This is a genomic window from Cytophaga sp. FL35, assembly GCF_014349235.1.
In the GTDB taxonomy this organism is placed as follows: domain Bacteria; phylum Bacteroidota; class Bacteroidia; order Flavobacteriales; family Flavobacteriaceae; genus Euzebyella.
This window is the reverse complement of sequence record NZ_JACSOH010000002.1, coordinates 268,352-290,454: the sequence shown is the minus strand read 5'-3', so window position 1 is coordinate 290,454 and position 22,103 is coordinate 268,352. Positions and strand designations below refer to the sequence as shown.

General features: G+C 40.2%; 12 protein-coding genes. 6 read left to right on the top strand and 6 right to left on the bottom strand.

The window, feature by feature from the left end; genetic code table 11:
* Window positions 1-5 precede the first annotated feature (5 nt).
* Window positions 6-989, top strand: a complete 984-nt coding sequence (locus BIZ36_RS02415; RefSeq protein ID WP_187456265.1) for an alpha/beta hydrolase — start codon at window positions 6-8, stop codon at window positions 987-989.
* Between the two features lie 8 nt (window positions 990-997).
* Here BIZ36_RS02415 and BIZ36_RS02410 read toward each other — a convergent pair whose 3' ends face one another.
* Both BIZ36_RS02410 and BIZ36_RS02405 read right to left on the bottom strand, forming a co-directional pair.
* The gene (locus BIZ36_RS02410; RefSeq protein ID WP_286174511.1) at window positions 998-2,323 is read right to left on the bottom strand and encodes a nucleoside hydrolase-like domain-containing protein; all 1,326 of its coding nucleotides are present in this window, start codon (window positions 2,321-2,323) and stop codon (window positions 998-1,000) included.
* 3 nt (window positions 2,324-2,326) lie between these two features.
* Window positions 2,327-3,766 carry a glycoside hydrolase family 28 protein gene (locus tag BIZ36_RS02405; RefSeq protein ID WP_187456264.1) on the bottom strand — a complete coding sequence of 480 codons (1,440 nt, stop codon included), beginning with the start codon at window positions 3,764-3,766 and terminating at the stop codon, window positions 2,327-2,329.
* 176 nt (window positions 3,767-3,942) lie between these two features.
* Here BIZ36_RS02405 and BIZ36_RS02400 point away from each other — a divergent pair, with 176 nt between their 5' ends.
* Entirely contained in the window at window positions 3,943-4,713 is a 771-nt protein-coding gene (locus tag BIZ36_RS02400; protein WP_187456263.1) for a cupin domain-containing protein, read from the top strand.
* On the opposite strand, the gene BIZ36_RS02395 is transcribed toward BIZ36_RS02400, so the two are convergent.
* Genes BIZ36_RS02395 through BIZ36_RS02385 form a run of 3 tightly spaced genes read right to left on the bottom strand, consistent with a single transcriptional unit; the run spans window position 4,710 to window position 10,402 of the window.
* The gene (locus BIZ36_RS02395; protein ID WP_187456262.1) at window positions 4,710-6,653 is read right to left on the bottom strand and encodes a sialate O-acetylesterase; all 1,944 of its coding nucleotides are present in this window, start codon (window positions 6,651-6,653) and stop codon (window positions 4,710-4,712) included. The two genes, BIZ36_RS02400 and BIZ36_RS02395, sit on opposite strands and share 4 nt — an antisense overlap.
* A gap of 11 nt (window positions 6,654-6,664) precedes the next feature.
* Window positions 6,665-8,206, bottom strand: a complete 1,542-nt coding sequence (locus BIZ36_RS02390; RefSeq protein WP_187456261.1) for an alpha-N-arabinofuranosidase — start codon at window positions 8,204-8,206, stop codon at window positions 6,665-6,667.
* A gap of 27 nt (window positions 8,207-8,233) precedes the next feature.
* Window positions 8,234-10,402 (bottom strand): alpha-glucuronidase family glycosyl hydrolase, encoded by a 2,169-nt coding sequence (locus BIZ36_RS02385; protein WP_187456260.1) that lies wholly within the window; start codon window positions 10,400-10,402, stop codon window positions 8,234-8,236.
* Between the two features lie 328 nt (window positions 10,403-10,730).
* On the opposite strand from BIZ36_RS02385, the gene BIZ36_RS02380 reads away from it, so the two are divergent.
* The 4 genes from BIZ36_RS02380 (at window position 10,731) to BIZ36_RS02365 (ending at window position 18,721) form a co-directional block, all read left to right on the top strand.
* Window positions 10,731-14,861 carry a hybrid sensor histidine kinase/response regulator transcription factor gene (locus BIZ36_RS02380; protein ID WP_187456259.1) on the top strand — a complete coding sequence of 1,377 codons (4,131 nt, stop codon included), beginning with the start codon at window positions 10,731-10,733 and terminating at the stop codon, window positions 14,859-14,861.
* Between the two features lie 181 nt (window positions 14,862-15,042).
* Window positions 15,043-16,185, top strand: coding sequence for an endo-1,4-beta-xylanase (locus BIZ36_RS02375; RefSeq protein WP_187456258.1), 1,143 nt, complete (start codon window positions 15,043-15,045; stop codon window positions 16,183-16,185).
* Between the two features lie 24 nt (window positions 16,186-16,209).
* On the top strand, window positions 16,210-17,652 hold the full coding sequence (locus tag BIZ36_RS02370) for an MFS transporter (RefSeq protein WP_187456257.1): 1,443 nt from the start codon (window positions 16,210-16,212) through the stop codon (window positions 17,650-17,652).
* 19 nt (window positions 17,653-17,671) lie between these two features.
* Window positions 17,672-18,721 (top strand): glycoside hydrolase family 43 protein, encoded by a 1,050-nt coding sequence (locus BIZ36_RS02365; protein ID WP_187456256.1) that lies wholly within the window; start codon window positions 17,672-17,674, stop codon window positions 18,719-18,721.
* Window positions 18,722-18,735: 14 nt separating this feature from the next.
* Here the strand turns inward: BIZ36_RS02365 and BIZ36_RS02360 are convergent, their stop codons facing one another.
* Window positions 18,736-22,053 carry a VCBS repeat-containing protein gene (locus tag BIZ36_RS02360; RefSeq protein ID WP_187456255.1) on the bottom strand — a complete coding sequence of 1,106 codons (3,318 nt, stop codon included), beginning with the start codon at window positions 22,051-22,053 and terminating at the stop codon, window positions 18,736-18,738.
* Window positions 22,054-22,103: the final 50 nt, after the last annotated feature.

Genomic DNA, 22,103 nt, shown 5'->3' with positions numbered 1-22,103 from the left:
GAAAAATGATTCCAAAAAAACTAGTTCCGGTTGTTCTTTTTTTGCTTGTTGTTTACAACGGATGGTGCCAATCGATGAAGGGCGTTACGGGCATTAAAGATACTTCGTATACCACTTCTTCTGCCTATCAAAACGATGTAAAGAACTATCCGCAAATTGCGGTCGTTAAAGAGATTAAGAATGTAGGTATTAAAGAAAAAAGAGATGTTGTCTACCGGGAAATGGGCGATAGAAAGCTTTTGTTAGATGTTTTTCAACCCGCCGACTCGAAGAGTAAAAACGGAATGTCCATTATTATTATCCATGGGGGCGGATGGAGGTCTGGAGACCGTTCGCAACATTATCCTATGGCCCAAAAGCTGGCCGGGTTGGGCTATGTTTGTTTTACCCCTGAGTATCGATTATCTACGGAAGCCTTATTTCCCGCAGCCGTATATGATTTAAAGGAAACTATAAGGTGGGTTCGCTCCAGAGCACAAGAATTCGATTTTGATTCCGATAAAATTGCGGTGGCAGGTTTTTCTGCCGGAGGAGAACTGGCTGCCTTTTTAGGAGTTACTCAAAATATGCCTTTGTTTGAAGGTCATGCAAATTCAACAAAGGTGAATACCTCGGTCAATGCCATCATTGATATGGATGGAACTTTGTCTTTCGTGCATCCGGAAAGTGGTGAAGGTGACGATAGCAATGGTACTTCAGCAGCAACCTATTGGTTTGGTTATGCCAAGAAAGAGAATCCGATGCTTTGGGAAGCTGCATCCCCATTAGGTTATGCCAGTTCAGATACACCGCCAACGTTATTTATAAATAGTTCAGTAGAGCGAATGCATGCCGGGAGGGATGATTTTCGAAAGGCGCTGTTCTTAAATGATATTTATAGCGAAGTGGTGTCATTTGATGATGCCCCACACTCCTTTGTATTGTACGACCCATGGTTTGAGCCTACCGTTCAGGCTGTGGATAGTTTTCTAAAAAAGGTTTTGAAATAGGAAGGCCATTATTCCAACCACTTCCACCTTTCGGCCCAGTCCATTAAAAAAGCTTTCCGATGTTTGGCTACCGTTTTGGCTCCCTGTTGCGCATCGATAAACTGCTCTGGGTCCTTTTTATCACCATACCAGTTGGACCCCAGTTGAAAATCGGTTTTAGAAGGTCTGTGCGGCCAAGGCGTTATACTGGTGTATGAACCTGTGAGACCATCGAGTTCAGGAATGTTACTTGTGGTTGTAAAAGTGCCCAATTCTGGCTTCTTTGGTGAATACCGAGCTCCATAAGTACCATTGCCTAAATAGTATCCATTCCAAACTTGTTCCCAAATTTCAAATTGAAAACAAACGGAATCTTGAGGAACTTCCTTCTCAGGGCCTTTAAAGTGCCATTCAATAATATCGTAGGCAGCTATCGTATCGGTTTTCGCACTTGTTTCGTTAAAAACAGCTCTCGAACTGCGATTAATGGGTTCAAAACTTCCGCCCCAGCTCTCACCTGTAGGGTCATTGGGATCCCCGTTCAGAATATAGGCCAAAGAAGGTGTGTCTCCCATCTTTATTTCTCCGTTGTAGTAATTCACAAAGTCTTCGCCCATATGGCCTTTGCCCTTGATATAGTTTTTATAGAAATTTTTAGAGCTAATATCTTCAGTTGAGTCCTTGTCCATAAACCAACCACGATAGGTAGCATTGGCTTCTATTATCCAAAGATCCGGATGGTTTTCAGCGATGTAGGAATAAGCATAGGCACCCCATTTTTTGTTGGGCCCACCGATCCAATATACTTTTATTCTTTCCTTTATTTCGGGGGCATCATGTAAGGCTTGCGCCACATCTTCCAAGCCGCCCCATACCAATACCCATAACGGTTGATCATCATCCTTTTTTGCACATTTAATAATCCAATCCGAGCCTTCGGTAGCCTCACGGAATCCTTTAAAAGGAGCAAGTTCTGTTTCACCTTGTTTGGTCATATTTCGCAGCGAATCCGGGTGAGGAAAGCTTTCGGAATGTTCCTTGAGTTTGGGCAGGTCTTTTTCATATAGGTCGATGATATCCAAAAAATCCGTTTTTCTCCCCGGTCCATAAGGAGAAGAAACCAGCCCCTCTATGGAAACCTCATTGGCATACATCAGTAAATGAATCATCGATTGAAAATCGTCCGGGTCGGTACCGCCAATATCGCTGCTGATCAATATTCTGGGACGAATTTCTTGAGCTTCCATCGTATAAACGCCAGCGCACATTAGGCATACTAAAAATAATAAAAACAAAGTATTTTTTGATTTGCTGTAATCTTCAGAGGAAGGGCTGTATTTGATTTGTAGTGTCATGGTCTATTGTGCATTTATTTTCTCACCATTTATTAAAACATTTTCAAATCCAATGAGCTCTGAATTTTCAACGAGCATAGGGTTTTCCGCACCTTTGATTTCTATGTTTTTCAAAGTAATATTTTTGACCGGGCGTTCCTCCCTTCCTTGAACTAAAATGCCATATTTACCACCTTTTTCAACCGTGATGTTTTCCAAATGGATGTTCTGTATGGTCGGTATATGTTCGCCTTCTTGGTTATCATAAATACCATAATAGGTATTGATTTTCAATACGGCCTCCTTTACTTGCCCGACTTTAATATCCTTGACAAATATGTTTTCTACGAATCCACCTCTTAGGGTGTTGGTTTTTATGCGAATTGCCCTATCCAATTCAGGGCTATCCATTTGACAGTTTCTCACAAATACATTGCGTACCCCAGCGGAAATCTCACTGCCCATAACCACTCCTCCATGGCCATCTTTCATTTGGCAATCTTCTACCACTATATTTTCACTTGGAATGTTAACGCGGCGCCCCTCATCGTTTCTGCCAGATTTGATGGCAATACAATCGTCACCCGTATCAAAAATGCAATTTTTTATATGCACATTTTTAGAATATTCGGGGTCACACCCGTCATTATTGGGTCCATGGCTACTAACGGTGACACCATCTACCGTAACATTCGTTGATTTTATAGGGTGCATTACCCAGAACGGGGCATTGGTGAAAGTCACGCCTTGTATCAATACATTTTCGCAGCCAAAAGGTTGAAAGAACGCAGGGCGTAATTGATGCCCTTCCCCAAAAACACGATCTTGATAGGGTACAGCATCTTCGTTCATTTTTCTCAATCGTGGCAAGTTGTGGTCGTCTCTTTGCTGAGCCTCTCCTTTTTTGTGACCATAACGTTCAGCTCCGCACCATGGCCACCAATTGCTCTCGTTGGCTTGACCATTAAATGTTCCTTTACCGGTAACCGCAATGTTCCTTTTCTTGTAGGCATAAACTAAGGGAGAATAGTTCATTAGCTCAACCCCTTCATAGGATGTATGTACGGCAGGGAGGTAAAGGCTTTTGTCTGTGGAAAAGAGTACTTCCGCACCTTCGGACAAATGAAGGTTTACATTGTCTAAAAGGTGGATAGGGCCTGTTAGATACTTGCCAGAGGGTACCAACACTTTTCCACCTCCAGCTTGGTTACAGGCTTCAATGGCCTTTTTAATAGCATCTGTATTATTTGTGCTCCCATCATTAACAGCACCAAATTCAGTAATATCAAATGTTTTATCAGGGAAAGTGGGTAAGGTAATAGAAGCGATAATGGAATCTGCCTTTGCAAAATTGTCTAAACTAACAACCTCCTCTTCTTGTTTCTTCTTTTCTGCTTTACAGGATGCCAAAAGTATAATAAAGAGTAAAATTAAGGGTCGTAAGTTGTGGTAGTTGAGTTTCATTAGAATGCTTTAAGTAATCGATTACATAAAAATACAAAAGTAAATCATTTTTCCTTCTTAAAAAGTTGGATTTTAGCATCATTATTTGCTTAAATAGTACTTAACATCTTCTTTTTCACTATCTTGGTTTGATGTCGCCGTAATGGAAATCTCAACTTCAACTATACACTATTAAAATGAAAAACTTGCTAACAGGAGTGGTCTTGTTCACTTCTCTATTACTTAACGCTCAAATGGAACCTATAAAAGAAGGACTTTACACGTGGGATGAATTTCCGGTCAAGAAATCTGATTTAAAGGAAGGTCGCGCCATTCTTGAGGGCACTTCGCCACATTTAGAATATATTGAAATGCATGCAACCACCCAGAAACCGGGCGCAACTCCGGGCCCTGCACATGCAAATGAAGATATTGAGGAATGTATTATAGTACGAGAAGGCACCATGAAAATTACCATTGAGGGCGAAAGTAAAATTTTAGGTCCTGAGGGCGTTATTTTACTAATGCCCCAACAGATGCACCAAATGGAAAACGTGGGCGATACCGATTTGACCTATTATGTGATTCGGTACCGATCTAAAAAGCCAATGAATATTGAGCGGGGTTCAAAAGCGGGAGGCTCTTTGATGATTAATGCCGATTCGCTTACCTATAAGCCAAGTTCTAGAGGGGGAGGTGTACCCTATTTTGATAGGGAAACAGCCATGTGCGAGCGTTACGAAATGCATGTAACCCAACTGGATAAATTAGGCCCCAGTCACGAACCACATACACACGTTGAAACGGAAATTATTTTAATGATGGCCGGTAATACCGAGATGACCATTGCAGGTAAAACGTACCAGGCAGGCCCCGGTGATTTTTACTTGGCGAAATCAGGGTCTTTACACGGCATTAAAAATCTTGGGGAAGGTTCTTGTCGTTACTTCGCCTTTAAATGGAACTAATCTTTTCTTAACTCGAATGGAGAAACAGGCAAACCTTCTTTTGAAAACAGATTGGCTTTTGCGGGGTTGTTAGACCATGCATAGCGCACTGCCACAGGGTTTTTGATTCCTTTTTGGTGTACCAACACCATATCCCCTTCAAGCCTTGCTTGTGCCATTTGAAATATTTTGCCATCATCGGAAAGCTCAAAAGTTTGCAAGGGCTTTCCGTTCTTCGACATTAATCCTTCTTTCAAATAATTGAATTCTATTTCAATTCTATCGGTTAGAAAATCAGCGTTCTTGGGTACCGGGCTGGTCAATGCATTTTCATCTTCGTACGCTAATCGAAAAGAGAGTTGGGCCAAACGTTTACCTACATCTCTCTTATTTAAAGGGTGGATGTCATTCCACTCACCAATATCTGTAATGACTGTCATTCCGGTATTCGGAAGGGCTAAAGTTTGTAGCTGGGCCTGCCTTAATTGTGCCCAATCACTTTCTACCGGTTTGAGGGTTTCCTCCATAAAATTGGCCAACTGTACAAATAGAAAAGGGAAATCGCCCATATCCCATTTAGCCCTCCAGTTTTTAATGAGCGCCGGAAAGGTTTTAAAATAACTATTGGGGTCATTGGTGTTAGACTCCCCTTGATACCAGATGGCACCTTTTATTTTGTAGTTCAACAAGGGCGCAATCATCTTGTTGTAGAGTCCGCCAGGTTTCCAGCGTATAAAAGTAGGTCCTTGTAAAGGTTCCATTTTAGTACCCAATCGATACTTCCAATCTCCTTTCAGATCGAGGGTGTCCTTCCCGTTAGTTAGAAAATAAGGCTTGTCTTTGATAAAACCTCCTTTTCCGCTTTCGTTGATGAGTCTAACGGTAATTACATTGTCAACTTCGTTTAATAGGGAGTCAGGGACCTGATATTTTCTGGGCGGATATTGGTAACCCGTAGTACCAACAAAATGTCCATTAACAAAAACATGGTCCTGATCCACCATTCTACCCAACCACAGTTTATTATTTTCGGCAGACCAATTTTTTGGCAGATCGATGTGCTTCCTAAACCACACTACGCCGTTGGTGTTTTTTAATCCTAGCTCATGCCAGAAATTGGGCATTTTCATGGTTTTCCATGGGGAGTCATCCAGATTTTTTTGAAACCATTCTTTTCCGGTTTGAAAGCCTTGGTCCTCCGTGTTTAATTTCTGATACCATGCCTTTTGTCGAGCTTGGTCTTTTTCTTCTGTAGAGGCAATAAGGTCGTCATTTTTATACCGTTTCATTTCTTCATAGGCTTTAGGGAATTCTCTTAGGGCATCTTCGCTCATCCATGCTTCTACGGGTGAGCCGCCCAAAGCGGCATTAATCAAGCCTACCGGAACATCGTATTTTTCGTAAATATCTTTGGCAAAGAAGTAAGCAACTCCGGAAAAATCCATGAGATTTTCAGGGTTGGCTTCCTTCCATTCGCCTGAATCAAAATCGGAATGCGCCTCTTTAAAATCATATTTGTCGGCCACCAAAAACTGCCTAATCTGTGAATTTTTAGAGTTGGCTATAACTTCCGGATAATTGTCGCGTAACCGGTTCATGGTCAGTTCCATGTTCGATTGTCCTGAACATACCCAAACCTCCCCGAAAAGGATGTTGCTTAGGGTAATTTCATTACTTCCCTTAAATATAAATTGATGAGGCCCACCTGCTTTTTGAGGGGGTAGTATAAGCTCCCATTCCCCTTGACTGTTAGTGGTGGCGGTAAAAATATCGCCATTAAAGGTTAATTCTATTTTTTCTTGCGGAGAGGCCCATCCCCAAATTTTAAGTTCCGTATCCCGCTGAAAGATGGCACCATCACTTATTAACTTGGGTAGTTTAATCTGTGCTAAAAGACTGTTGCTACCAACAAAGAAAACGAGAATAATTAAATAAAATGAGCGCCAAGTGAAATACTTCATTACAAGGTGGTTTATTGAACTTTAAATTGGATGACCGACTTCGCTGGTATTTCTATTTCCAACTTACCTTTTTTCTTTTTGAACGCATCGAAGGAAGCAATCTTTACCTGCTCTTCTTTGCCAAAATCATTAAAGGAGTTCATTTTGTCCGCTGAAATAATGGAGGCCGAAACGGTATTCAGTTTATTCAGCCCCTGTAGATCCAAGGTGGTTTTTAAATCGGCACGAGGATGCACATTTGCAATGGAAACATGAATTTCGCCTTTGCCGTTCTTGGATGCTGAAACCGATAACGTAGGAATTTCCCCTTGCTCTGTTTTATACGTTTTTCCTTGAAAATCACTTGGTAGTTGTACCGCATCTTGGTGCTCTTTATACATTTTGAACAGATAAAATGTAGGTGTTTTTACCATTTGTTCTTCTTTGGTAAGAATCATGGCCTGAAGTACATTTACAGTCTGTGCTATATTGGCCATTTTTATTCGCCGGGCATTATTATTAAAAATGTTGAGGCCCAAGGCTGCCACCAATGCATCCCTCAGCGTGTTTTGTTGGTATAGAAAACCAGGATTGGTGCCCTCTTCCACATCATACCAAGTTCCCCACTCATCCGCAATAAGTGCAATTTTGTTGTCAGGGTCGTGCTCGTCCATAATGGCGATATGGTCTTTGAGGTTGTCTTCCATTTTCATGGTCTGGTCCATACTTCTAAACCATTCCTCTTCAACAAAATCCGTAGCAGAACCTTTCACCGTCCAATCATTAGCGATGGTATAGTAGTGGTACGACATTCCGTGGGCAATATCAATAAAATTGGGTACTTCTTTTATTTTGGTCATAAAGGTGCGAGTCCAGTCAAGGTCGTCCCACTCACCTCCGCTTGCAATTTTATATTCGGCATTGCAATAGGTACTGTACCGTTTAAAAACGTTGGTGTAATAATTGGCATCCATACTGCCGCCACAGCCCCAGTTTTCATTTCCGATTCCCCAAAATTTTACATCCCAAGGTTTTTCTCGACCGTTTTGCTTCCGCAATCTGGTTACTTCACTATCCTTATCAGAGGTTACATATTCAATCCATTGGCTGGCATCCTTTACGGTTCCACTAGCGATATTTACGGCAATGTAAGGTTCGGTGTCGAGCATTTCACAGAGTTGCAAAAACTCATGTGTGCCAAAGGAATTATCCTCGGTAACGCCTCCCCAAAAAGTATTGACCACCAAGGGGCGTTCATCTACAGGACCAATTCCGTCTCGCCATTGGTACTGCTCGGCAAAGCATCCACCGGGCCAACGCAAAACCGGAATTTGTAGCTCTCTAAGTGCTTCTACCACATCGGTTCTAATTCCATTGGTATTGGGAATTTTCGAATCTTTGCCTACATAAAAACCATCATAGATTCCACGGCCCAAGTGCTCTGCAAAATGGCCATAAATATGTTTGCTTATGGTGTCTTGGGGTTCGTTTACCTTAACGGTTATAATATTTTCCTGGGCGTATATGTTAACGAAGAAGAAAAGAAAAGTTAAGGAGGTATATAGATATTTCATGTAGAACAGGATGATTATAAGTTGTCTTTACCAACGCGGCCTAATACCAGGTGCAAAAGGAAATTTTAAAGATTTGTAGTATTCTAAGTCGTGCTCCGGTTTTTCTACACCTACGGGCAATTCTTGTTTGGAAAAGGTCTGGAAATAAAGCAAACAGGCATCGCGCCACCATTTAGCTTCTTTATACTGAATAGTGAGCAGCATGTTAACTTCTTTGTGTTGCTCTGCACTCACATAAGATTTCATTTGGTTCCAAGTTTCTTGCATTTTAGCCACTTGGTTCACGCCTTCTTGGTATTTTTTTGCCAATCCGTTCCAGAGTGTCTCCCCGTTCTTTAGTTGATAATCCCAAGGCAGGTGATGGAACCAAAGTAAATACTCCTCAGGGCAGGTCTTGGGGTCGTTGAACATTTCTGCCACAGGCTGTGCATATTGAGCGGTTGCATTACTCCCTGAAGGAGTACGGTCAAAACCAATTCCGTTTTCATCTGCTTGATGGTAATAAACGGGATTCCATTCCGGTCTGCTGAGTTCACTTACCCAAGGCCCAGGGCCATAGTGGTGGCCCGTATCAAAAATGTGATGGAGACCCAGAGGATTCATATAATTGACTACTGCTTCTCGGGAAGTAACCATCATTTCTTTGATGGGTTCTATAAATTTTTCATCGGTGCTAAAGGTCATTCGTAACCACTCGTCCGCAATCTTTTCGGAGTCTAGATAAGGATTCCATGCCTGCCTACCAAAGCCATACCAATCTGCTTGCCCAAAAGGATGCCCCGTCCAGTTAAGGTCATTTCCTATATTGGCCACCCCTGCCATTCCCGTAATTTGTTGACCTTGCAACGATCCGTCCAAGACCTTAGCTACTGTAGACCCTTTACCTTCTTGATAGGTGTCGGCTTCCAATACTTCTTCGTACAATTTGGGTAGGTATACCATATGTGTGCTAAAGCCCAGATACTCTTTGGTAATCTGAAACTCCATCATAATGGGCGTTTTAGGCATGGCGCCGAACATGGGGTGAAAAGGCTCCCGAGGCTGGAAGTCGATGGCTCCGTTCTTTACTTGTACTAATACATTGGGTAGAAATTGACCGTCGTAGGGTACGAACTCTGAATACGCTTGTTTGGCTCGGTCATCGGCATCGTGTTCGGAATACACAAAAGCCCTCCAGATAACATTTCCTTTGTGGGGGGAGAGCGCTTTCGCCATCATATTGGCGCCGTCTACATGGTTACGGTCATAATTTTGCGGTCCTGGTTGCCCCTCGGAATTAGCCTTCACTAAAAATCCGCCAAAATCAGGTATCAATTCATAAATTTCATCCGCTTTAGCTTGCCACCATTCAATCACCTTTTGATCAAGCGGATCCGCCGTTTCCAATCCGCCAATTTCAATGGGAGCGGAAAACCGTGCAGTTAAATATACTTTTATGCCGTAAGGCCGAAAGGTCTCGGCCAAGGCCTTTACCTTTTCCAAATACATGGGCGTTAAAATCAAAGCATTGGCGTTCACATTGGTGAGTGAAACGGCATTGATGCCTACCGATGCATTGGCTCGGGCATAATCGACATAGCGCTGGTCTATATATTCAGGTAGTTTTTGCCAATTCCAAAGCGAAAATCCGGCATAGCCCCTCTCAACGGTACGGTCTAGATTATCCCAATGATTGAGCATACGAATATCTATTTTGGGGGAGTCCGTTAGATCTATATTAGTAAGGTCGCTGTGCTGTTGCATAAGTGCCAACAACCTAAAGGCGCCATAAAGTAAACCTATCTGGGTTCTGGCAGTCACTATTATTTTTTGTGCTTTTTTTGTGTTTAAAGACTTAAGGGCAAAGCCTTCATTGCCAAAACTTTCATCATCAAGCTCAATTTGTTTTTTAATGTTTTGAGGCAGCTGGGCCCAAGTAGCAATAATCATACTTGATTTTTCACCAATCTCTTTTTTGATTTCAAATTGGCTTCCCAACATTTGAGGCAGGGCCAATAGTAGTTCATTCTTAATCACTTGAATGGTTTCCCCTTCACCTAAAACAGTTACTTCGTTGGCGATGTTTGAATTTTGTGAAGACAAACTTGGCATTTCGACTTTTTTATAATCCATCCATAGTTCATAACCGGGAGTCTGGGATGTTCCTAAAAAAGTTAGAGCGAAAAATAGCAGTGAGAAGAGGTTTGTTTTCAACATAGTGCATTTATAATTGCTAGTAAAAAGTCCCTTTTGGGTTTTGTGTTACAAGATATAAAAGGTACAAAATATGTGTGGACCTTACAGTAAATAGATGAAAGACAAATATGTTGGAATGATTGATGAAATAATAGAAAGATCGAGTCCCTTACTACTACATTTGAAGCATTCAAAAGTGTACGCATGTCATACCTGGCTTACTAGTTGCCCGGAAGTTAGAGTAATTGCTAGGTGTAGTGATTACACATTAAAATCAATTTCCTATTTTTAAGCTCGTAAATTCCCCTAACTCTTAGTTAAAGTGCAGTTTACGGCTTAACTCAACTATATGAAATTCTCTAAGCAGCTCTTTTTGGCTATTCTTTTAATGGTCTGTGTTTCCGTATCCTGTCAAATAACAGATGAAGAATACGCTTTTATTGATATAGAAAAGGGCATTTCACAAAAGGCCATTTCCACCATTGTTCAAGATCAAAATGGCGTGGTATGGATTGGTTCCTATGGGGGCGGACTCTACAAAAACTTTGGTGCAGAATTAAAAACATATCGTCAAGAATTCAACAATCCTCATTCCTTAAATAGTTCTTTGATACAAAATGCCTATGTGGATTCCAACAATAGGATTTGGGTGGGAACAGAAGTTGGTCTCAATGTTTATGATGAAGATTTAGATCAATTTAATCGAGTGAAATTTAAGTTAGGGGATGAATTTTTAGAAAGTACCGTTGTTTGGGACGTTATAGAAACTGATGATGGTCATTTACTCGCAGGAACCAATGTGGATGGCCTCTTTAAGGTAGATGCCAAAAGTTTGACTGCAAGCTCTGTTCCGTTAGTGCCCCGGCCGGAGAAAAACCTCATTATAAAATGTTTTAAGAAAAGGGATGACGGAAAAATTCTTATTGGTACCAATAAGGGACTTTTTGAATTTAATGGTAAAAATGCAACTCCCATTGCTCTACAGGGTGTAGCAACTGAAAAGGGCTTACCCTTTGGTATCGAGTCCATGCTTATTGATGATTCCGGTTCACTTTGGTTGGGAACCTTCAGTAGTGGCTTGCTCAAGGTAGAAGCAGATAAGATGAATACCTACCAAACTACCCATTTAACCCTTACGAACGAACGTGTTTTTGCTATGGCACAGGCCCCTGATGGTAATATTTTATGCGCTACTGAGAATGATGGCTTGTTGGTTCTAAAGAAAGATGGTTATCTCATAAAAAACTATAAGTATGATAAGTTTGAAGTAAATGGGATAAAGTCCAATTCTATCTGGTCTGTTTTTGTGGATAGGGAGGAACGTATCTGGATGGGGTATTACAACGCAGGTGTAAGTGTCTATGACCGTTCCTATGATAAGTTCAAGGACTTACAAAGCGTTCAAAACGTGCAGAATTCTTTACAATCCTCATCTGTTACGAGCATTGTAAAAGATAAGAAAAACAGGCTCTGGATAGGAATGGATGGTGGGGGTATAGATGTTTATGACCCTAAGAATAAACATTTTACCCATCTCATAGACCCCAATAATCCTATAGCTACTGGCTTGGATGCTGTGGATGTCCAAAATCTATTTTATGATAGTTCAGGAAATCTATGGGTAGCCACGTGGAATTCTGGTGTTTACTATCTAAAAAAGGGTTCTCGAGAATTCAAGCATTTTGAGATCGAGAGCGTGAATGATCGAATGCATTTTTATAGAGTGATGAATTTTGCAGAGGATATTGAGGGAGTGGTCTGGATAGGAACCAGTGCAAGCGGACTCTATTTTTACGACACCAAGAAAGAAGCATTTGGTTCTGTCCCTGATGATGATTTTAATAACGAGGCCGAAATTAGAAAAGTGTTGGTAGACCGGGAGAATACCATTTGGGTCGCCACGAATAAAGGCTTGTTCAAGCGTTCCCACTTGGCAACGAAACCTTTTGAAAAAGTAGATTTGATAGAGGATAAGAAGACTATTGCCGCAGAGAAAAGCATGTTGAACATGGTGGTTTCATTGTGTGAAGATCGTTACGGTAATATTTGGATCGGTACAGATGGGGCCGGGTTATGGAAACATGATTTTAGAAGTAAGGAAATTACATGGTTTAACCGCAGCTCCAGTAATCTAGAACAGGAAAACATTGTAACAATTCTTGAAAGTGATGAAGGCGTACTGTGGGTGGGGGGTAATAACGGGCTTTCTTATTTAAATTCGGAAAATGATAAGTTCGTTAACTTCAATACCAATGACGGTTTATTGTCCAATGATTTTAATTACAATGCTTCTTATAAGGACGAGAACGGCATTATGTACTTTGGTAATTATGAGGGCATCAACATTGTAGACCCCAAACGTATCGTTACTAACGAAAACAGGCCACCTATTTATTTTACGGACCTAAAGATTCACAATAAAAGCACAAGGGTTGGTGATAAAAACACCCCGTTGACTAGAGCTTTTGGTAAGACAGATCATATTGAGCTCGGCCATCAGCAATCCGTTTTTACAATTGAATTTGCAGCGGTTAATTACACCCGACCGGAAAAGAACCAGTATGCCTATTTTTTGGAAGGATTAGAAGAAACCTGGAATTTTGTAGGTAATACAACTACCGCACATTATACGAATCTTTCCCCAGGTGATTATACCTTTAGGGTAAAGGCTTCCAATAATGATGGCGTCTGGAATGAGGAAGTGAAAAGTCTTTCTATCACAGTCCTACCTCCCTGGTGGAAAACCCATATGGCTTTTGCCTGTTATTTCATTATGCTTGGCTCCGTTACCCTCTTTGCAACTCGTTTGGTTAGGGATCGGTTGCGTGAGAAGAGAATAGCACAGTTAGAACGGGAAAAACGTCTGCAGGAGGAAGAATTAAATAGCAGAAAAATCCAATTTTTTACGAATATTTCCCACGAATTCAGAACACCGCTAACATTGATTTTAAACCCTTTGGAGGCCATTATTTCAGAGCGGGATACCAAATTGCCCGTTGCACTGAAAGATAAGTTGCTAACGGTAAGAAAAAACACGGGAAGACTTAAAAGGTTGATTGATGAGCTTATGGATTTTAGAAAGCTACAGCTCAATAAATTTTCATTAAAGGTTTCGAAAATAGATGCGGTTGATTTTACCAAGGAAGTAGTTGAACATTTTAAAGAGGAAGCAACTTTAAAAAACATTGCCCTTATGTTGGAAACGCCTGAGGAAGACATTTCTTTATGGAGCGATCAAGGCATGTTGGAAAAAGTTCTCTTTAATATTCTAAGTAATGCATTTAAGATTACACCTGATAATGGAACCATAACTGTTGGTTTATCTAAATGCGAAAAAGGAAAAAGGTTTCCGTTGGTAGATGATAAAAAACCAATGGAGGGCATTGAAATATTCATAGAAGATACCGGTAGTGGTATTAGCCAGGAGGAAGTAAAGAATGTTTTTGAACGTTTCTATCAGGTCAAGAACATGAACAGCCAATATTACGGTGGCACCGGTATTGGTCTTGAAGTGGTAAAAAGTTTTGTAGATCTGTTGAAAGGTACAGTTGAGGTAGAAAGTGAGGAAACCGTCGGAACCAAATTTCGGATTTTTCTTCCTTTAGGTAAGACACATTTTGAGCAAGGAGAGTTCCTTTACAAAGAACCCCAAATACCGCTAGAGGAGTCCGGTAGTAATAGTACTGTTCATGTTCTTGACCTGATAGAGACGTTCAACAATGCCTCATCCAAAAAAACGGTTCTGCTGGTAGAGGACAATACGGAGTTACGATCCTACCTAAGAGATGAACTGCAGCATGAGTTTAAGGTACTGGAAGCTGCCAATGGGATATTAGGACTGGAAATGGCTGCCAAAAAAACACCACACTTAATTATAACAGATGTTGTTATGCCGGAAATGGATGGTTTTGAATTTTCCGAAGAGATAAAAAAGGATATAAAAACCTGTCATATCCCAATCGTGATGCTAACTGCAAAAACCATGAATGAAGATTGGGTTAAGGGCATTGAGTGCGGGGCGGATATTTATTTGAGCAAGCCATTTGACATGACGGTGTTAAGAACACAGTTGAGAAGGTTACTCACCAGTAGGCAAATTTTATTGGATAAGTTTGGTAGTGATGGCACCAGCGTTAAGATACCGGAGCATACCACTCAATTGGATAAGAACTTTATTGAAAAAGTAATAGACTTCATTGTAAAGAATATTGCTGATGAAAACCTTAATGTGGAGTTATTGGCGGAAGAGCTTAACCTTAGTAGAAGTCAGCTTTACCGAAAAATAAAGGCACTTACCGGTTGTACTGCCAACGAGTTTTTAAGAAAGTTAAGATTGGAGAAGGCCAAAGAAATAATTGAAAAGGGAGATGCCTCGATCAGTGAAGTTTGCTTTCAAGTTGGGTTTTCTTCCCCTTCCTATTTTACTAAATGTTTTAAGGCCCATTTTGGTATTCTCCCCACGGAGTTAAAGCAGGATTAGTATATTCAACGCGCCATGCCACAAGATTGACAGTTCTTGCTTCAAATCTATTAAGCAAGGCAACTTAATTCTCCGATTTTTACATAGTTGTCACCATACCGTCCTTAAACAGGATTTTGCGCTTAATTGGATGTGGAATATGCCGATTTTCCAAATGCGTGCCCGGTATCAATCTTAAACTATGGTTCATATTTATCGTCTTTTGTATGCATTATTCGTACTTATTCTTTTCACCTTGTTCGGCTGTAAAGAATATGACAAGAAGCTGACTTCAGAGAAGGAAATACCTTCGAAACCCATCGGACTAAAGCAGAATTATAAAGATGATTTTTTTATAGGGGCCGCCATTAATCATGCTTTAATTGAAAAAAGAGATAGTTTGGGGCTAGAGCTATTAGAGACAGAATTCAATAGTATCACCCCAGAAAATATTATGAAGTGGATGCATATACATCCCGGTAAGGAGGTTTATGATTTTAGCCTTCCGGATGCGTATGTTGATTTGGGAGAAAGGCATCAGCATTTCACGGTTGGACATACCTTAGTTTGGCACAGTCAATTAGCTGAGTGGGTCACGGAAGTCAAGGATAGCACAGAGCTGAAGGAAGTCATGGAAGACCATATCAATACCATTGTGGGAAGGTATAAAGGTAAAATTGATTCTTGGGATGTGGTGAACGAAGCTTTAAATGAAGACGGAAGCTTACGAGAGTCGGTATTTTACGAGCTCGCGGGAGAAAAATATCTCGAGTGGGCATTTGAATTGGCTGCCGAGGCTGATCCAGAAGCCCAATTGACCTACAATGATTACAATTTGACCAATCCCGAAAAAAGGGCCGGGGCCATATCAATTGTCAAACAATTAAAGGATAAGGGACTTAAAATTGATGTTGTTGGTATGCAGGGGCATTGGAATTTAAAAGGACCCTCCTTGAAGGAAATTGAGGAAAGTATTTTAGCCTATCATAATGCCGGGGTAAAAGTGGCCATAACAGAACTGGATATTACCGTATTGCCCAATCCTTGGGATTTGGAAGGGGCAGAGGTGAGTCAGAATTTTGAAGGTAGCGAATTTATGAATCCCTATCCTGAGAGTTTACCGGATTCCGTACAAAAAGAATTGGCCGATCGTTACCAAAGTATTTTCAAACTATTTCTTAAACACAAGGATAAAATTGACCGTGTCACTTTTTGGGGAATGAACGATGGTAGTTCTTGGCTCAATGGCTGGCCCATAAAGAACAGGACCAATTATCCGTTGTTGTTTGATAGGTCCTACCGGCCAAAGGAGGCCTATCACAGCGTATTGGCCTTAAAGAACTAGTACTAGAACCCAACTCAACTTACTATGACATCTCAATCTCAGAAACTATCCGTAAGGGAAAAAATAGGCTATAGCCTTGGTGATTTGGCCGCCAATTTGGTCTTTCAGACCCTCATTACTTATTTAGCCTTTTTCTACACGGATATATATGGCCTCTCTCCCAAGGATTCGTCTGCCATAATGCTTACGGTAGGCCTTATTGCAGCTTTTGTGTTTAATCCTCTAATTGGTGCTTTGGCAGATAGAACCCATTCCAAATGGGGAAAATTTAGACCCTGGGTGTTGTTTACTGCTATACCCTTGGGTGCCGTTGCTTTATTTGCCTTCACTACGCCAGATTTTTCATATAAGGGAAAAGTATTGTATGCCATTGTGACCTATACTTTGTTATTATTGCTCTACGCCGCCAATAACTTACCTTATTCTGCATTAAGCGGGGTGATTACTGGGGATATGGGGGAACGTAACAGTCTGTCTTCCTATAGGTTTGTTGCGGTTATGTTTGCGCAATTCTTTGTGCAGGTTTTTATGTTGGGAATTATAAAAAGTGCGGGAGGAGGTGACATGGCCTTGGGCATCGAAAAAGTGATGACGGTTCTGGCCATTGTTGGTACCCTTATGCTTATAATCACATTTTTGACCACGAAGGAACGAATCGTTCCTGCACCGGAACAGAAATCCAGTGTAATGGAAGATTTAGGTGATTTAGTCAAGAACAGACCTTGGGTGATAATGCTTACTTTGACCACCTTGGTTTTCATAACCTTGGCAATGAAGGGAGGGGCTTATGTCTATTATTTTGAAAATTTTGTGGATAAGGAAAGCCTTGCCACCTTTATAGCTCCCATATTGGATTTTCTTTCTGGTATAGGACTCAATCAATTTGGTGAAGACCCTATTTCTGCGGGGTTCGGACTTTTTAATGCCGGAGGTATTATTTTTATGATTGTAGGTATCACCCTCTCCAAAGGTTTAGCGGATAAATATGGAAAGCGGGACGTTTTTGGTACCTTTTTGTTTGTTTCTGCAGTGTTTGTAGCCCTTTTTTATGTCTTTAAACCTGAATCTGTAGGGCTCATGTTCATGGCACAAATTTGTCACGGATTTTTCTATGGTATCACCATTCCCATTTTGTGGGCAATGATTGCAGATGTTGCAGATTATTCAGATTGGAAAAATAGCCGTCGCGCAACTGCCATTATTTTTTCGGCCATGATGGTAGGTTTAAAGGCAGGTCTGAGCATAGGGGGTGCCATTACCACTTGGGTATTGGGAGTTTTTAATTATATAGCCAAAGCTCCGGAACAAGCGGACACGGCCATAGAAGGAATAAAGTTGTTGGTAAGTATTTTTCCAGCTATACCTTTTTTCGTTGGCGCGGGACTCTTGTTTTTCTACGAAATCAATAAAAAAATGGAGGTGGAGATTGAAACAGAACTAAGTAAAAGAAGAACCAATGCCATTTAATAAAATAAAATAAAGAAGTATGCCAGAAGATTCCATAGCACATATAGATTTTAAAGAACTTAACAAAAAGGCTATTTCCCAACCTTTGGTCAAGCATATGTATACAGCAGATCCTTCTGCTCATGTGTTTAATGGCAAAATTTATATCTATCCATCGCATGATATTGATGCCGGAGAGGCATTTGATGATTTGGGTAGTCATTTTGCCATGGAAGATTATCATGTGATTTCCATGGATAGTGTGGATTCAGAAGGAATAGATTGTGGTGAGGCCCTACATGTTAATGATGTTCCTTGGGCAGAAAAGCAGATGTGGGCACCGGATGCCGCACACAAGAACGGCAAGTATTATCTCTATTTTCCGGCAAAGGACTATGATGGTATTTTTAGGATCGGGGTAGGGGTTAGCGATACTCCAGATGGTCCTTTTATTCCCCGACCGGAAGCGATTAAAAATAGTTTTAGTATAGACCCTGCCGTTTTTGAAAATGAGGACGGGGAATATTACATGTATTTTGGCGGACTTTGGGGCGGACAGTTGCAGCGCTGGCGAGACGGTAAATTTAACCCTGATCAGCCTGAAAGTCCCGTGACTTTCTTACCTAAAGATGACGAACCAGCACTGTTGCCTTACGTTGCAAAAATGAGCGATGACATGCTTGAATTTGCTGAAAAGCCCAAAGAGCTTCAAATTATTGACGAAAACGGAAAGCTTTTGTTGGCAGGTGATAATGACCGAAGATTTTTTGAAGCTGCTTGGATGCACAAGTATAATGGAAAATACTACTTTTCCTATTCCACCGGGGATACCCATTTTATCTGTTATGCGGTGGGCGATTCTCCTTACGGACCCTTTACTTACGGGGGTAGAATCTTAAACCCCGTGGTGGGGTGGACTTCACATCATTCCATTTGTCAGGTAGAGGGGCAATGGTATCTTTTTTATCATGATTCAAGTCTTTCTAAGGGGGTTACTCATTTGCGCTCCGTTAAAGTGGCTAAATTGACGCATTGTGCGGATGGAAGTATAGAAACCATTGATCCGTATGGGAGAAACTTGAAGTTCTAAGGAACTTCTAAATCTTAAATTTTGAATAATTTAATACCTTCTTTTTGAGTGATTACAGCATAAATTATTGAGTTGTTCTCAGCTTTTAGCTTCACTATTTTTCTTGCTTCTTGAGGAACCGAAAAGCCATTGAATATGGAGGAAAACGACCCGTTTCTATTATTTTGGAGACTTACTCCATTACCTGCATCATAGTGCCCACTAAGTACTTCGGTACCCGTAAAATTGCCCACGCCAACTATATCAGGAAAGTTATCCTTATTAAAGTCCATTATTTCCCAATCCATAATTGGGCTCAGTTGAGCATTGGAAGGTAATTTATTAAGTATAAATTCACCGTTGCCCAAATTTTCCAGCAATACGGAAGCCAACTCATGAACCTTAAAAATTGCTGAATCCTGAATATCCTTTTTATTGAATAGTTGATCAAATGTTTTCTCACCATAGTCCTTGTAGTTTTTAGAACGCTTGCGAATGAGGGGAAGTTGTTTTGCTAGTGTGCCTTTGGGGTGTATAAGGTGTTCGTAGCCTTCAATATAATAGGTTATGAGTGGTTCAATTGAGCCATTACCATCAAAATCTTTGGCGTACATGGTTATTGGCTCATTTTCACTTGCATCAAAAGGGTTGTTAAGTCCCCAATTACCTACTACAAAATCATTGTTGCTGTCCTGGTTTGCATCAACTTGAGCAATGCAGTTCCACCAACCCTGGCTATTGGGTATTTCAGTTATATTAAATTGACGTTGGTGGTTGTAAATAATTTTAATAGGCTCCCATTCCCCTACAACAATTAAATCCTCTGATCCATTTTTGTCAATATCCGTTGCAAGGGCGTCCGTGACCATTCCCATTTTAGATATTTCAGGTGCTAGTTTTTGTGTAACATCCTTAAACTTTCCATTTTTATTTTGTAATAGATACGATTGAGGCGAAAATGGATAATTAGCGGGGTTTAGCCTACCTCCAATAAATAGATCTAAAAAGCCATCATTGTCAAAGTCAAATGGGACAATTGTATTGGTAGGATAACCTATTTTAGGTAAGGCTTGTGGATCCCAATGAAATTTGCCTTTGCCATTGTTTATATATAACTCGTCTTGATAAAGCTCGGGATTAGAGTAATTTTCAGAACTTCCGTAAGCTATATAAAGGTCCAGGTCGTTATCATTGTCCACATCCAAAAAAATTGCTTGGGAGCATTCTTTAGAGCTAGAGTTAATTTCGTTCATAAGTTTTTTAGCGCTAAAGCTACCGTCACTATTCTGTTGATAAATATAATTAGAGTGCCCGGCCGTTCCTCCAATAAATAAATCATCAAGGCCATCGTTATTTATGTCCCCTGCGGTTATAATAGGTCCGGGTTTACTATATTCCCTAAAATTGAGCGGCCATTTCTTAAAGTCATCAAACAAGTTCTCTCCAATATGCACCAATGAATCGAGTCCCTTTGTTTGCCAATTTTTAAAGTAGGGTGCATTGGCAGTATCATTTATTGGTTTCTTTTTAATAATGCCTTCTTGCGATTTACCTGGTTTCCAGATTTGATTAACTGCAATTTCCTTATAGGTAGATTGTCTCTGGTTTGGCCACTCAATTTCTACAGAGTCTATAGTTGTTACACTGCCCAACCCAAAATGCATAATGGGGTCATAGGAAGATAAATATCCTCTGTGAGGAAAAAACTCAGCGTATAGTGTTCGAGAATTAGAGAAAACTCTAACCTTGCTTCCTAAAAATTCAGCAGTTATTGGTAATTCAATTTTTAAGTAATTATGACTGCTGTTTTTCTGTTGATGCAGTTGATTTTCAAATATAAAGGCATGGTCATTAATATTGTTGACAACCAAATCCAGATCACCGTCAAGGTCTAAATCTGTATAAACAGCACCATTGCTATAGCTAGGTAGTTCTAACCCGCTTGCTTTTGTTTGATTTACAAAAGAACCCTGGCCCAAATTTTTAAACATGAAATTGGATTTTTTTATTCCTTTCATATTTTTTAATTGCTCCTTAAGCTTACCTCTTTTTTCATCAACAGTGCCGGAAATATTCATGGAATTATAAAAGTCGACAAAATCCATGTCCGTTATATCCTTTAAATATCCATTGGTTATGTAAATATCTCTCAATCCATCATTGTCAAAATCTGCCATAAGTGGCGCCCAACTCCAATCAGTTTCGGCAATGCCCGCATAGTATCCAATATCGCTAAATGGCTGGCTGTTATTATTAATCTGAAGTACATTTCTAACAAATTGGGGTTGATACCCAACGCGCAAGGAGGTATTGAAACGGTCAAAAGGAATTTCAGAAAACATGGTTTTCTTTCTTAAATTATCCTCGGGTAACATATCAAGAACTATTATATCTTGGAGTTGATCATTATTGATGTCCGCAATATCAATACCCATACTATTATGGCTCTGATGTTTAAAATAGTTTGCAATTTCATTTTTAAATGTACCATCCCCTTGATTAACATATAATAGATCGTTGGACAAAAAATCATTGGCTACATATATGTCAGGGAGGCCATCATTATTTATGTCTGTAACCGCAACTCCTAAGCTCCAACCCTCACTAGTAATTCCAGCTTCTTTTGAAACATCCGTAAAAATTGGTAGACCTTCTTTGCCTATACCATCATTTCTGTAGAGAAAATCTGTACTTTTTCCACTGCCATTTTTCTTTTGACCAAAAGGATTGTTTTTTGGATATTCTTCCTTTGAGTTATTGGCAAGGAACATATCCAAATCTCCATCTTGATCATAATCTAACCATACAGATTGTACAGAATATGCTGTGTTGTCCAAACCTATTTGTTGTGCCACGTTTTCAAAGCGTACATTGCCGTCTTTATCTGTTCTATTGATGAAAAAGTAATTGGGGGTGTCCATAAGGTTTAAGTCATGAGAAGTGGATATATGGATATCTGGTTTGCCGTCATTATTGATGTCCACTATGGATATTCCTGAACACCATTTGTCCGTGAATAAGCCACTTTCCTCTGTTATATCCTTAAATTTAAAATTCCCAAGATTTAAATAAACTTTGCTACTTACCATATTTCCTGTAAAGCAAATGTCTGGTAGGCCATCATTGTTAAAGTCTGCAACTCCTACACCGCCCCCATTGTATATATATTCATAATCCAAAATATTCAAGGTTTCATTTTCAATAATTTCATTATTGAATTGAACCTTGGTATGTTCAACCGGTAGTTTTTTAAATAAGTAAACTTCTTGTTTTTCTTGCTTGCAGCCCGTAAGGCCCATAAATAAGGAGAAGTAAACTAATATATAGATTGGAGAGGGTAGATTACAATTCATAAGCCTTTTAAAAAAAAGTGCCATGACATTGGCCATGGCACTAAAATTAC

What these genes read in the sequence shown, in the direction of transcription:
- BIZ36_RS02360 (WP_187456255.1), bottom strand. Translation starts at nt 22,053, where the DNA reads ATGAATTGTAATCTACCCTCTCCAATCTATATATTAGTTTACTTCTCC.
- BIZ36_RS02410 (WP_286174511.1), bottom strand. Translation starts at nt 2,323, where the DNA reads ATGACACTACAAATCAAATACAGCCCTTCCTCTGAAGATTACAGCAAA.
- BIZ36_RS02395 (WP_187456262.1), bottom strand. Translation starts at nt 6,653, where the DNA reads ATGAAGTATTTCACTTGGCGCTCATTTTATTTAATTATTCTCGTTTTC.
- BIZ36_RS02400 (WP_187456263.1), top strand. Translation starts at nt 3,943, where the DNA reads ATGAAAAACTTGCTAACAGGAGTGGTCTTGTTCACTTCTCTATTACTT.
- BIZ36_RS02365 (WP_187456256.1), top strand. Translation starts at nt 17,672, where the DNA reads ATGCCAGAAGATTCCATAGCACATATAGATTTTAAAGAACTTAACAAA.
- BIZ36_RS02405 (WP_187456264.1), bottom strand. Translation starts at nt 3,766, where the DNA reads ATGAAACTCAACTACCACAACTTACGACCCTTAATTTTACTCTTTATT.
- BIZ36_RS02375 (WP_187456258.1), top strand. Translation starts at nt 15,043, where the DNA reads ATGGTTCATATTTATCGTCTTTTGTATGCATTATTCGTACTTATTCTT.
- BIZ36_RS02385 (WP_187456260.1), bottom strand. Translation starts at nt 10,402, where the DNA reads ATGTTGAAAACAAACCTCTTCTCACTGCTATTTTTCGCTCTAACTTTT.
- BIZ36_RS02380 (WP_187456259.1), top strand. Translation starts at nt 10,731, where the DNA reads ATGAAATTCTCTAAGCAGCTCTTTTTGGCTATTCTTTTAATGGTCTGT.
- BIZ36_RS02390 (WP_187456261.1), bottom strand. Translation starts at nt 8,206, where the DNA reads ATGAAATATCTATATACCTCCTTAACTTTTCTTTTCTTCTTCGTTAAC.
- BIZ36_RS02370 (WP_187456257.1), top strand. Translation starts at nt 16,210, where the DNA reads ATGACATCTCAATCTCAGAAACTATCCGTAAGGGAAAAAATAGGCTAT.
- BIZ36_RS02415 (WP_187456265.1), top strand. Translation starts at nt 6, where the DNA reads ATGATTCCAAAAAAACTAGTTCCGGTTGTTCTTTTTTTGCTTGTTGTT.